General features: G+C 60.6%; 10 protein-coding genes. 6 read left to right on the top strand and 4 right to left on the bottom strand.

The window, feature by feature from the left end; genetic code table 11:
• Positions 1-300 precede the first annotated feature (300 nt).
• The 6 genes from I2H19_RS10060 to I2H19_RS02385 all read left to right on the top strand — a co-directional run bounded on the left by I2H19_RS10060 (position 301) and on the right by I2H19_RS02385 (position 7642).
• The gene (locus I2H19_RS10060; RefSeq protein ID WP_055310328.1) at positions 301-1263 is read left to right on the top strand and encodes an FHA domain-containing protein; all 963 of its coding nucleotides are present in this window, start codon (positions 301-303) and stop codon (positions 1261-1263) included.
• 171 nt (positions 1264-1434) lie between these two features.
• Positions 1435-3519, top strand: coding sequence for a protein kinase domain-containing protein (locus I2H19_RS02405; protein WP_195621055.1), 2085 nt, complete (start codon positions 1435-1437; stop codon positions 3517-3519).
• 411 nt (positions 3520-3930) lie between these two features.
• Positions 3931-6273, top strand: a complete 2343-nt coding sequence (locus I2H19_RS02400) for a heavy metal translocating P-type ATPase (protein WP_195621047.1) — start codon at positions 3931-3933, stop codon at positions 6271-6273.
• Between the two features lie 152 nt (positions 6274-6425).
• Positions 6426-6647 (top strand): heavy-metal-associated domain-containing protein, encoded by a 222-nt coding sequence (locus I2H19_RS02395; RefSeq protein WP_006235338.1) that lies wholly within the window; start codon positions 6426-6428, stop codon positions 6645-6647.
• A 138-nt stretch (positions 6648-6785) separates the two neighbouring features.
• Positions 6786-7055: a metal-sensing transcriptional repressor gene (locus I2H19_RS02390; protein WP_229071458.1), complete on the top strand. Its 270-nt coding sequence runs from the start codon at positions 6786-6788 to the stop codon at positions 7053-7055.
• A 113-nt stretch (positions 7056-7168) separates the two neighbouring features.
• Positions 7169-7642 carry a hypothetical protein gene (locus tag I2H19_RS02385; protein WP_195621045.1) on the top strand — a complete coding sequence of 158 codons (474 nt, stop codon included), beginning with the start codon at positions 7169-7171 and terminating at the stop codon, positions 7640-7642.
• A gap of 149 nt (positions 7643-7791) precedes the next feature.
• On the opposite strand, the gene I2H19_RS02380 is transcribed toward I2H19_RS02385, so the two are convergent.
• The 4 genes from I2H19_RS02380 to I2H19_RS02365 all read right to left on the bottom strand — a co-directional run bounded on the left by I2H19_RS02380 (position 7792) and on the right by I2H19_RS02365 (position 13556).
• Positions 7792-9162 carry an amidohydrolase family protein gene (locus I2H19_RS02380; protein WP_229089747.1) on the bottom strand — a complete coding sequence of 457 codons (1371 nt, stop codon included), beginning with the start codon at positions 9160-9162 and terminating at the stop codon, positions 7792-7794.
• 488 nt (positions 9163-9650) lie between these two features.
• Positions 9651-10721 carry a hypothetical protein gene (locus tag I2H19_RS02375; RefSeq protein ID WP_195621041.1) on the bottom strand — a complete coding sequence of 357 codons (1071 nt, stop codon included), beginning with the start codon at positions 10719-10721 and terminating at the stop codon, positions 9651-9653.
• A 280-nt stretch (positions 10722-11001) separates the two neighbouring features.
• A complete protein-coding gene (locus I2H19_RS02370) occupies positions 11002-11709 on the bottom strand; it encodes a hypothetical protein (protein WP_195621040.1) in 708 nt (235 codons plus the stop codon).
• 365 nt (positions 11710-12074) lie between these two features.
• On the bottom strand, positions 12075-13556 hold the full coding sequence (locus I2H19_RS02365; protein WP_195621039.1) for a glutamate synthase subunit beta: 1482 nt from the start codon (positions 13554-13556) through the stop codon (positions 12075-12077).
• Between the last annotated feature and the right edge of the window lie 2 nt (positions 13557-13558).

Below are 13558 nucleotides of genomic sequence, written 5' to 3'. Positions count from 1 at the left end.
ATGCAGGGCAAATCTTCCTCTACGTGTTACAGATCGAGACAAACGGTCGACACGGCTCACAAACGTCTCAATCTGTAACAGTTAACGAGTAAAATCGGCCCTAATTGTTATAGATCAAGACAGAGGGGGATTTCCGTTCAATCCAAACCAAATCTCTCGGTCTTCCTGCAATTTCGAAAATGTGGCCTATAATGTTGCTTTGGTTACGCTATATATTGCGCAACCATTTAATACGTCGCCCACCGGGGGCCATTAATTCCTATCGCCATATTGGCTAGGAAGCAATCAAAGGAGGTATCCGTGGCAGCAGAGACGCCTTGCTCGGTCCTCTATAACGATATTCGCTCGTTCGGCGGTCTTAAACATCTCGAGATCGCCCGAATGCTCATCAATGGAAACTCCTATCTCGGCAGTACCCTGCTCGAGAAATGCTCTTCCAACCGCTCGTATCTCACCCGTTACATCGTCCATCGCAAGCCTGACCAGTGCGCGCCCGCCATCTACAGCGACTTTACCGTCACCACGCTCAACCTTTCCGCGGCAATCTGCAGCAAGCTCGGCGGCGGCGAGTCCGCCTATCAGGCAATCGCCGAGCACTATCGCGGTCCGGCCGCCAACGAAATGATGTCGGCTCTCGCCAGCTACAAGCTGGACAGCCGCCTATATGCAAATGCCCTCAATCGCATCGACAACTTTGACGGCAATGCCGTGCGCGAGAAAAGCACGCTTTACCTTATGCTCTTTGTGGCAACGGGGGCGCTCGCCGATCCCGTTCAGGGCGTGGCCACCGTCGAGCGCTTTTGCGACAGCAAGACGGGCGGGCACTTTGGCACCACCGAAACTACCGTCGGACGTGGCTTTATGAGCAGCCTGGAGCAGCCGCACACCGTCGCTCCCAACCTCGGTCTGCTCAGAACCCATGCCGACAACTGCGCCGACATGCAAATCCATCCCCTCACACGCGATCCGCGCGGCACCGTGATTGGTTCTTTGCCCAAAACCTCGCCCAGCATCACCGATGTAGGCGCCGACGCCTCGCGCGAGCATCTTCGTATTTGGCTCGAGGGTGAGCACTGGTACGCCCAGGGCCTTGGATCGACCAACGGCACAGTGCTCGAATCGGGCGCGGGCGACGGCGATATTGTGATTGAGCCGCCGCGCGACCAACGCGAACCCGGCAAAGTCTATCCCCCCGTGGAAATCGCCAACAGCGACAGGCTCCATCTGGGTCTCTACACGACATTCCTTGTCATTGTGGACTAGCACGGACAGCGATCGGAAGACGGTCGCCGTCCGTCTTTCGTCTTCTACCTTCTGCGTCGTAAACGACAATACTCAGCGGTACACGTGAGCAGTGCGGCTATCATGGTACTTTACCGATATCCGCACTGCTCACGTGTACGCGCGGCAACCCATGCCAGACAAAGGAACGCCATGGATACTACCGATAGCGCCTATGGCGACAAACTCATCCGTCTCGATACGTTCGACACCGCCGTGGCGGTCGACCCCAGTGCCGAGGACGACACCAAGCGTCGGTTTATGACGCTTATTCTCCAGACGGCCCACCGCAACAACGGCAACATCGGGCACGTGCTTCGCGCGACCAACACAAGCGGCGAGGTCTTTGCCGTCAAGCTACTCAAGGACAACGCCTTTCTCTCTGGCCAAGCCCCCGACCGTTCCGCCGAGCAATCGGCAGCGCACCTGGCCAACACCGCCGCGCTGTTCGAGGAGTACCGTCATCTGTGTACCGTCTCGCACCTGCGCGGATTTCCACGCGTCTATGGCTACGGATCGTGCGAGGATGACCCGCTCATCCTCATGGAGTGGGTCGAGGGCACCTCACTCAAGCAGGCGCTACCTCTGCTTCCGCACGACGCCTCGGGCGGGCTGACCACCCAGATGGTCGCCGCCGTCGGAAACGCCGTGCTTCGTGCGCTCTTGATGACCCAAGGCCTCGTGAATCCGGTCGTCCATCGCGACCTGTCGCCTGCCAATATCATGTTCCGCACCACCAGCCGAACACTCGAGCAGCAGATTGCCGATTGCTCCTTTGACCCCTGCCTCATCGACATGGGCTCCGCGACCATGGCCCTCGGCGACGACACGATCACCCGGCGCGCCGACATCTGGCGCTTTGCCACGCCCGCATACGCCGCGCCCGAGATGCTCACGCAGGATATCGAAGGCATCGCGGCCCTTCGCCGTTCGCCGGCAATCGATGTCTACGCGCTTTCGAGCATTCTGTACCAGCTCTACAGCGGTCGCAAACCGTTTGACTTTGAGTCGACGGACGCCGCTGCAACCGGCTCGTTCTATCTCGTAAAGACCAAGACCAAGCCGGCGCCGCTCGAGCCGCGCTGCGAGGGCGATGAAGCGCTCGTCCAAATCATCATGAAGGGTCTCTCAGTCGAGCAGTGCGATCGTCCCACCGAGCAGCAGATGCTCGAGGTGCTCTCGGCATACCTCACCGATGCCGAATCCGAGGGCCGCGAAGGCACAGGAGACGAGGCCGCGATTGATATCGATTCTGGCACGCACCTTAAGGTCGACGTCGCCGGCGAGCGCGCACGAGAGATCCTGAATCAGGCCCGCCACGATGCCATGACCCGCCGCCGCTTTATTATCGGCGGCGCTATCGCAGCCGTTGCGGGGCTCAGCGTTATCGGGGCGGCAACCCATGGCTTTGGCATCCCCGACTACCTTGACGGCATCCGCGGTTCACTTGACGACTACACCTGGGATCAGCTGCAGGAGATTTCGCTCAAGATTAAGGCCGCCGAGACCCGTAGCGAGGCACGCGAGATTGCCAAGCGTTACCACCTGCTCGACGCTGATGGGCATATCCCCTATCCGTGCACCAAGCGTGTCACGCTCACCAACGGGCTGGAGGTCGGCGCGCAGCTTGTGGGCATCCGTCACGATGAGCTTCTGGACGGTACGGGCAAGGCCGGGCTGACGTTTATGTTCGACGCGGGTATTGCCGAGCGCAACGCTGCAGCTGAACCGCCGAGCGCCGGCTGGGTAGATTGCGAGCTGCGGGAATGGCTCAACGGCGACGGCCTTAAGCTGCTGCCCAACGAGTTGCGCGCACTCATTAAAGGGGTCAAGAAGGTCTCGAACAATGTGGGCGCCGCCAACAGCGCATCGTGCCTGAGCGAGTTGCCCGCGACTCTTTGGCTGCCCGCCATGGTCGAGCTGTGCGGTGTACAGCCGCCCGATTCGTTTGCCGAGGACTATCACTACCTGGCAGACATCTACAACGGCGAGGGCAAGGAGTATCAGCTCTTCCGCGAGCTCAAGGTGAGCCCGTATTCCACGAACGAGACGATGGTCCGCCAGTGGAAGGGCAAGGACACCTGCTGGTGGGAGCGCACGGTGAGCCCCGACTCATCGGAGACCGAAGGCACGCTCTACATAAACCGTGTGGGCCACGACGGCGACGCCTTTACGTACGCAACGCCTGCGGACAAGCCAAACAAACGAACCTGTGTGATCCCCGGATTCTGTATCTAGAGAGCGGGCGTCTTGCCGTGACGGGACCCCTCCCCGGCAATTGTCTCAATCTGTAACAGTTAGAACCCAAAAACCGGTCTAGATGTTGCAGAACGAGACATTTGAGTTGACCGCGGACGCTCTGTCTCGATCTGTAACATCTAGCAGGCAAAACGGTCCTTAGACGTTACAGATTGAGACGTTAAGTTGTGGCTCGATGTAATGTCTCGATCTGTAACAGTTACTCGACAAAAACGGGTCTAGTTGTTACAGATTGAGATGTTTGGTAGGGACGGACCATCGGCCAACCATCCATCCTCATCTGTAACGAAATCTCATATATTATTTCTGTACTGGACACCCCCAGGGGGTATGGGTGTATAGTATCGGATGGTTAACATTTCCGACACTACGTCACAGAAAGGAGAAGCCATGGCTCAAGATAAGTTCGATGTGGGCGGCATGACGTGCGCCGCCTGCCAGGCACATGTGGACCGTGCCGTGAACAAGCTCGACGGCGTCCAAAGCGTCGCGGTCAACCTGCTCGCCGGCTCCATGCTGGTCGACTACGACCCCGCGCAGGTCAGCCCCGATGACATCTGCATCGCCGTCGATCGCGCGGGTTATTCGGCCTCGCCTGTCGGCACGGGCACCGATGCCGCCAACTCAAGTGGCAACGCGCAAGCCAGGTCCGGCGCCGCCCATATGGAGTCGCCGACCAAAAAGCTGGAGGCCACCGCCTCCGCCATGCGCACCCGTCTCATCATCTCAATCATCTTTCTCATCCCGCTGTTCTACATAGGCATGGGACACATGCTCGGCTGGCCGCTGCCCGGCATCTTCACCGACCACATCCACAGCATGACGCTCGCCCTCACCGAGCTTGTCCTGCTCATCCCCATCGTCTATGTCAACGACGCCTACTTTATCAACGGGTTTAAATCGCTCGTGCACGGCGCGCCCACCATGGACGCCCTCATCGCCGTCGGTGCCACCGCGTCGATCTCCTGGTCACTCTATGCCATGTTTATCATGGCCGACCAGCTGGCCACAGGTCAGGTGCACGAGGCCATGATGACGAGCATGGACAATCTGTATTTTGAGAGCGCCGGCACCATCCTGTCGCTCGTCACCGTGGGCAAATACCTCGAAACGCGCAGCAAGTCCAAGACCGGCGGCGCTATCGAGGCGCTCATCGATCTGGCGCCCAAGACCGCGACCGTCGTTGCCGATGACGGCACCGAAACCACCGTCGACGTCGACAGTATCCTTCCCGGCCAGGTCCTGCGCGTGCGCCCCGGCGAGTCCATCCCTGTCGACGGCGTGGTACTCGAGGGCGCTTCGGCCGTGGACGAAAGTGCACTGACCGGCGAGTCCATCCCCGTGGAGAAGACCGCCGGCGACACTGTCAATGCGGCCACGGTCAACCGCACGGGCTCGTTTACCTTCCGCGCCACGCGTGTGGGCGCCGACACGTCGCTCGCCAAGATTATCCAGCTCGTCGAGGACGCCAACGCCACCAAGGCGCCCATCGCCCGCATGGCCGACAAGGTCGCCGGCGTGTTCGTGCCCGTAGTATTCGCGATCTCGGCCGTGACCTTTGTGGCGTGGATGGTGCTGACCGGAAGCGTCAACGAAGCGCTTACCTCCGCCGTCGCCGTGCTGGTGATCAGCTGCCCGTGCGCGCTGGGCCTGGCCACGCCAGTCGCCATTATGGTCGGCACCGGCAAGGGCGCCGAGATGGGCATTCTCTTTAAGAGCGCCGAGGCGCTGGAGAACCTGCGCAGCGTGGGCACCGTGGTGCTCGATAAGACGGGCACGGTCACCCGCGGCAAGCCTGCCGTGACCGATATCGTGGTAGCCACGCGCGCCGACGGCTCGCCCGCCATGAGCGAAAAGGCGCTGCTCAAGTTGGCCGCCGCGCTGGAACGCTCAAGCGAGCACCCGCTGGCCGAGGCGATTATGGTCGAATGCGAGACACGCGGAATCGTCGCGCGCATGGTCGAGGACTTTACCGCCGTGCCCGGTCGCGGCGTCACAGCACGCGAGGGGCAAAACGCCATCGCCGCCGGCAACGTACGCCTGATGGACGAGCTGGGCGTTACCGTGCCCGCGGGTCTTGCCGAGCAATTTGCCGCCGAGGGCAAGACGCCGCTGTTCTTTGCCAAGAACGGCGAGCTTGCCGGCACCATTGCCGTAGCTGACGAGGTCAAGGAGACGAGCGCCGAGGCCATCGCCGCATTGCGCTCGCTTGGCGTCGACGTGCGCATGCTCACCGGCGACAACCGCGTGACAGCCGAAGCGATCGCCCGCCGCGTGGGACTGAGCAGCGAGCAGGTCATCGCCGACGTCCTCCCCGCCGACAAGGAACGCCACGTGCGCGAGCTGCAGGATGCGAGCAGCAAGGTCGCCATGGTGGGCGACGGCATCAACGACTCCCCCGCCCTGGCGCGCGCCGACGTGGGCCTTGCCATCGGTACCGGCGCCGACATCGCGAAGGAGGGGGCAGATGTGGTGCTCATGCGCAGCGACCTCATGGACGTCGCCCGCGCCATCGAGCTTTCGCGCGCCACGATTCGTAACATCAAGCAGGACTTGTTCTGGGCGCTGTTCTACAACGGCATCGGCATTCCGCTCGCCGCGGGCGTGTTCTTCCCCCTCACGGGTTGGCAACTCTCGCCGATGTTTGGCGCCGCGGCGATGAGCCTGTCGAGTGTCTGCGTTGTGTCCAACGCGCTGCGCCTGCGAACCTTTAAGCCCAAGACGGCGCGCTGAAGCACCCGACCTTGCCCCTCAAACCGTCGCTCGCGTACCCAAGTACGCTTCGCTCCTCTTTCGGGGCAATCTCGGGCACCTCAGCGCACCTTTAAGATGACGCTATTCACGACTAAACTGTCAGATAATCTCAATCGATAAGGAGTACACCCATGCGTTACACAATCAAGACTTCCGGCCTTATGTGCGGCCACTGCGACGCCACTGTCGAAACGGCGCTGCTCAACGTTGCCGGCGTGACCGATGCCGATGCCGACCACGAGACCCAGACCGTCCAGGTGGAGTGCGCCGACACCGTGACCGCCGAGCAGCTCGCCGCCGCCGTCGAGGGAGCGGGCGAGAAGTTCCACGCCCTGTCCGTGACCGCCGCGTAGCAGACGCTGCCTACTCAATCCTCAGAAGTTGCGGTGAAATAGTTCCTGTTTTAGCGCTTCAAGCCTGCAAACAAGAACTATTTCACCGCAACTGACGGGGGCATCCGGAAGATCGACCAGAAACGAGGACCCGCCATGATGGCAGACCATAAATCGGTGACCCGCATGCTCAAGACGGCACGCGGCCAGATCGACGGCATCCTGCGGATGGTGGAGGAGGACCGTTACTGCGTCGACATCTCCACGCAGCTCATGGCAACGCAGGCGCTCATCGCCCGCATCAACGCCGATGTGTTGAAGGCACACATCGAGGGCTGCGTCGCCTCGGCCATCGAATCGGGCGACGAGGAGCTCAAAGCTGCCAAGCTCGCCGAGATCGAACGCGTCGTCGACAAGCTCGCCAAGTAATTGGTGCAAGGGGGGACAGGTACGTTTGCACCACCTTGGTGCAGATTAACCTGTCCCCTTTGCACCAAAAGGGGTATAAAGGCGTGCAGCATATCGAACGAAAGGTAATTCGCATGAATGACTTTATGAAGGGTCGCAACGGCGCCGACGAACTCACCGTCGTGTTGGGCTTCGCAGGCATTATCATCGCGATGATCGGATCGATGGCCCGTATCCAGTGGCTCAGTTGGATCGCCATCGCCGTGATCGTGCTCGGCGTGCTGCGTGGCCTGTCCAAAAACATCGACGCGCGCCGCAAGGAGAACGATGCCTTTGTCACGGCGACCGCAAACGTCCCCGGCCTGGGCAAGTTCGTCGCCAGCTTGGGCGGCGGGACTGCAGCTGCCAACGCCTCGCGCACGGCCGGTACCAGCAAGGAAGACTTTGAGCGTGCCAAGCGCACGGCCAAGAAGATGTGGAAGGGCCGCAAGACCACGGCGTACCTCAAGTGCCCCAACTGCGGTCAGATGCTGTCCGTCCCCAAGGGCAAGGGCAAGATCCGCGTCACCTGCCCCAAGTGCCACGCCAAGATGGAAACCCGCTCCTAGCGCCCGTACGCGGGACAAATTAATCAGGTTTGTTTGTCCCAAATCTTAAGTATTTGTTCGATTAAAAAGCCGAGGCCTCGTGTTGAGACCTCGGCTTTTTGCATGGGGCGACATCATTCGATGAAGCTGTCGCCCCGTCGCGTCAGCGCCTAAGCTACGCCGTCGCGGGCCAGCTCCTCGACCAGGGCTTCTGTCGGCATGGCCATAATCGCGTCGAGCTCGGTGTCAACCTCGCGGATGTGCTTGACCTTCAGCTTGCGCACCAGGTTACCGCGACACATCACGTGTATCGGCTCACGCAGAGCGCACAGGTCATCCAGAGGGCTCTCGCGCGTCACCAAAATGTCGGCCGCCTTGCCGCACTCGATCGTACCGGTCTCGTCACCCAGTCCCAGCAGCTCGGCATTGACCTGTGTGGCCGTGTGCAGTGCAAAGGCATTGCTCACTTTGACGTACTTGGCAAAATAGGCCACCTCGCGCCACATGTCGTACTGCGTCACGAACGGGCAGCTCGAGTCCGTGCCCAGGCCCACCTTGATACCGGCTTCCAGTGCGGCACGAGCACTCTCGATAATGCCCGAGCACACAATGTCACCGTTCTTCTTTTGTGTGTCGGTCGAATGGGTCTTTTCCGGATCGAGCAGCACAAATGGCAATGCGGGGCTGATCGTGCAGGTCACGCTCGGCGCGCGTCCCTCGAGTTGTGTTCCCGCGGCGCCGCGGTACAGCTCCAGAATCTCAGGCGTCAGCGGAGCGCCGTGCTCAATTGTGTCGACGCCAGCCTGAAGCGCGGCCTTCACACCTTCGGTGCTCTCGACATGGGCCATGACCGGAAGGCCAACCTCGTGCGCCGCCTTGCACGCCGCCGCGGCGACATCGACCGGCATGCGCAGCACGCCCGGCTCGCCCACCTCGGTCGCATCGAACACGCCACCCGTCACGAACAGTTTGATGGCATCGGCACCGCGCGCATACAGGTCGCGCACCTGCTCGGCCGCTTCGGTAGGGCTGTTGGCCACCTGCGCAAAGAGGCCCGCGCCGTGGCCACCCGGCACCGTAACGCCCGTTCCCGGCGCTACCAGACGCGGACCCTGATACTTGCCGGCGTCGATGGCGTTGCGCACGGCGATGTCGGCAAACAGCGGATCGCCTGCACCGCGCACCGTGGTCACGCCGCTTGCCAGCTGCTGCTGAGCGCTGCCCTTGAGGATATGGCGCACGATGGCGCGGCCCACGGGATTGTCAAGCTTCTTCATCAGCGCGCCGGCATCTCCCGCCGAGACCGGTTTGCCCGAGCCGCACAGATGCACGTGCATATTGATGAGACCCGGCATGAGATACGCACCGCCCAGGTCGATGACCTCGGCCCCCACCGGAGCCTGCGCCACGGCGCTCGGTCCCATCCAGGTGATGATGCCACGCTCAACGGCCACGGCCATATCGGGCTGCGACTCCATATGCTCCGAGCCATCCAGAACGGTCGCATTGATAAACAACGTGGGACGATCGGCAGTCGCCATATCGAGCTCCTCCCTCACGATTAACTTGAACATTTGTCCATTATTACCCAGCGCGGCAGGATTGCTGCGGACATATCGGTTAACGGAGAAAGGAGGAGATGCGAAGAACGGAATGCATTGCAGTCCCACCCCAGCGACATCCGGGAAATGTCTCAATCTGTAACAGGTAGACCGTCTTTAACCTTCCAAATGTTACAGACCGAGATCTTTCGGCACCGCGTCCAACCTTTGTCTCAATCTGTAACAGTTGGGTCGAATTTCGGCCGTTAGATGTTATAGATCGAGATATTCTCCAACCCCGTCGTCAAACGTCTAAATCTGTAACAGTTAGACCGGTTTTCGGCCTCTAGATGTTACAGATTAAGATCTTTCAGCAGGCGCCAACCTTCTGTCTTGATCTGTAACAGTTGCAAGGCCAAACGGCCCCTTGTTGTTACAGATTGAGACAAACTCGACAGGAACAACCACATCCGCATCAGCTGCACCCCTCAGCGCCCATACCACTGGCATCTCCATTCCTCGGCCAAATCGGCCCGTCGCGGAATACCCGCCAGCCTCATCTTCTCAACCAGCTTCCCCGGGTTCTTGAGTTCATCAAACGTAAACCGAAGCACCTTGTGCCCGAGCACCGTCAGATGAGACTCCCGTTGACGTTCTGCCACGAATGGGTCGACCGACTCCCGACCCTCGTCGTTCTGCAAGGCATACTTCCCCTTTCCGTCCAGCTCGCCAATCACACACGTTCCGTCCTCGAACCTCCAAAAATAATCAACGCGAAACACTTGGCTCGGATCGAGCGGATCACGAAACTCCACCTGCAGCTCCGGAACCGGAAAGCCGTACGCAATAAAGAACGCCCGAAATCGAGACTCGCCGCCGTTTTCGGACAGCCCGTCCGCATACGACGCAATCACCTGCGCTCTGCGATACCCGCGCTTGCCTTCACAATCCATACGAAGCCGCTCACAAAAGTCATCGCGCGATACGCCCTTTGCTCGCAACGCAGAATCGGCAATCGCCAACCCATACGAAAACGGCGCGCGCAGCAGGCAATCCTCTACCGTGTGCCAAAACGGCGTCACCTGCACGCCGTCGACTTGTTCAAGCGCACACGCCGCCCGCGGACGCAACAGCCGGCATCCTGCACTCAGCGGCACCGAGCAACCTGTCTTAACAAGAAATCGCGGCCCGAGCAGATCATTCGGCACCTCCAGACCCCACAAAAGTGCCGCGTCATAACCCCAAAACGCCCAATCGGGATGAAACTCTGCAAACCCTTTGATGGTACGCAGCGCTCGCTCCGCCGGCGTTAACGCATCCCAATCATGTTGAAAACAGAACAAATACGGCTCGGGCTCCGCAATATCATCGGTTCCCACATGACGCCGCAGCCACATGAGCTCGGCATTGTCGTGTGTTGCGAGCAGCGCACCTTGCTCGGTCGTCTCCGTGAGCCGCGCGAGCATCCTGTTCCGCGCCAACGTGTTCCGTGCTGCATGCTTGTGTTTGAAAACGGTATTAGACACTTCCATCACCACCACATCGGAGAAATGGGCCATTGTCACCGTTGCCGCTGTCGACAAACGTCTCAATCTGTAACAGGAAGACAGTCTTTGAGCCTCTAGTTGTTACAGATCGAGATTTTCAGTCGTGCGCCCAACCTTTGTCTCAATCTGTAACAGTTAGACCGTTTTTTGGCCCCTTGTTGTTACAGATCGAGACATTCAGCCGAGTCTGCACTTGTTCATCTCGATCTGTAACAGTTACGGCCCCAAACGGCCTCTAAACGTTACAGACCGAGACAAATAGACAGGCGGCGGCGCTGCGACAGCCCACCCCCTACTCCCACTCTTGCTCGTAAATATTGAGCGACTTCACGTACCGCCCCTGGGCGCCCATGATGTCGCGGACCAGGCGCAAAAAGAAGCTGATGCACGAGGTGTCGAAACCGTCCTCCAGGTCCTCGGGATGCACCGCGCCCGGCCCGTCGACCGCCGTGTCGCTCAGGCGCGCGATGTCATACAGATAGAGCTGCCCCGCCGTCAGCCAGGCATCGTCGACACACGCGAGTCGCACCGCAATCGCGCCATCGTTCCAGTGCTCCTTTTGCACGATATGTGGGTCGTAGACGTCAAAGCGACGGTCGGTGCGCGTGTCCTTCAGCACGACCATGCCAGTCGCGGGATCCTTGTCCAAAATGCCAAAGCGCGAGAAATACTGCGTGTCGCGCACCTGCTTAAGTCGTCCGAACGAAGCAGGAGAAATTGACGCTGGCGGCTCGTCCACATACAGCTCCAACAGCGTTTTGCCGTGGTAATAGGGGCGCTCAAACAGCAGCCAATCGGTAAACGCCATGTTGTAGGCCATGATTTCGTTTTGAGAAGGTTCCTCGCAATAGCTGAGCCACGAATCGACGATAATCTCGAACTGCTCGCGCGCCGGCTCCAGGAATTGAAACTTCCGCAGCATCCAAAAGTGAGCCATGTCGGCAATATCGCTGCCGACGGCTTCGGCCAGCTGCGCTCGGTCAAAAACTTGATCAGTCATGACATCCTCCTCAAACTGATGGGCCTCAATTTGAGCTTACGAGGAGGGCGAGCAACCGAGGCAAGCGCGGGCAAAATAGGCCTTCGACTGCAAACCAGATGCTAACCAAACACTTGACGGGACACTTGACCGAATGAGCGCACCGCAAAGAAACCGCAGGTAGACATAGACAGCCAACCCGCCCTTTTGAGCCAGATGCCCGCTACCACCACAGAAACAACAGGTGGCCACAGCCCAAGAAGTCGACAAATGAACACCCATACGTCGACAAACGAACAGGCGCCCCGTGAAGAGTGTCCCCAACGACTAGACAAAAAAGAACGTCCCCAATGACTAGTCATTGGGGACGTTCTTGAATGACTACCTTACAGCTCCAGCGCCTCGGCGACTTCGGCTGCGCAGGCCAGGGCATCGGCCATGGCGTTCACAACGAGCGAGCTGCCGTTGCGGGCATCACCCGCCACATACACCGGCGCGGCATCCGCGGCGACACCCTCCGTGCGAGCCGCGAGGTGCGAGCCCTCGGCAGCCATCACCGGCAACGGACGACCAGCGGTAGCAACAGGCACGCCGACAGCTTCGAACACACTGTGCTCGGGACCCGTAAAGCCGCAGGCAATGAGCACCAGCTGCGCCGGTACCTCATGCTCGGAGCCCGCGATGCGCTCCGGCTTTCCCGCCGACCAGTCCAGATCGACCACGCGCAGGCCCGCGGCCGCGCCCTTCTTGTCCAGCAGCACCTCGAGCGTATCCACGCCCCAAGCACGCATCTCGCCGCCCATGGCAGCGATAGCCTCCTGCTGACCGTAGTCGGTCTTCTTAACGTTGGGCCACTGCGGCCAAGGGTTACTCGCTGCACGCTTATCGGGCGCGGCCGGCAAGAACTCAAACTGACGCACGCTGCGCGCACCCTGGCGCACCGCGGTACCCACGCAGTCGTTGCCGGTATCGCCGCCGCCAATGACCACAACGTCCAGGCCGCGCGCGTTCACCGCGGGCTCACCGCCATCGAGCACCGAGACGGTCGAAGCTGTCAGGTAGTCCACGGCATACACCACGCCCGGGGCATCCACATTCGTAGCCGAAAGACCGCGGGGCGCACGAGCACCGGCAGCCACCACAACGGCGTCAAAGCCATTGAGCTTGGCCGCTACCGCAGGGTTCGTAACGTCAACACCCAGCTCAAACACAATGCCCAGCTCGCGCATGAGCGCCACGCGACGCTCGACCACGGACTTCTCGAGCTTCATGTTGGGAATGCCGTACATGAGCAGGCCGCCCGGGCGGTCGTCACGCTCAAACACCGTCACACGGGCGCCACGACGCGCAAGCTCCCATGCTGCCACCAGACCGGCAGGGCCGGAGCCCACCACGGCAACCGTGGGTGCGCCCTCCCCTGCCGGCTCAAAGCGACGCGGACCGCCATTTGCCCATTCATGATCGCTAATCGCACGCTCGTTATCGTGAATCGTCGTGGGCTGGCCGTCAACCGAACCCAGGTTGCACGCGGCCTCGCACAGCGCCGGGCACACGCGACTCGTAAACTCGGGCATGGGCGAGGTGAGCGACAGACGCTCGGCGGCCTCGTCCCAGCGGCCGCGGTACACCAGCTCATTCCACTCGGGAATCAGGTTGTGCAGCGGGCAGCCGCTCGGGCGTGCCTTGCCAAAGCTCGCGCCCAACTGGCAAAACGCCACGCCGCACATCATGCAGCGGCTCGCCTGGGCGCGGCGTGCGTCATCATCGAGCTCCACGTACAGCGGATCAAAATCTTGGCTGCGCTCCTCCACGGGGCGAAGCTCGTGGGCCACGCGATCGATATCAAGAAAAGCACCGGGCTTACCCATGG

It is taken from the genome of Collinsella aerofaciens, from assembly GCF_015560135.1.
GTDB lineage: Bacteria > Actinomycetota > Coriobacteriia > Coriobacteriales > Coriobacteriaceae > Collinsella > Collinsella aerofaciens_AN.
Note: the sequence above shows the minus strand (reverse complement) of the source record. Positions and strands in the feature narration are given on the sequence as shown.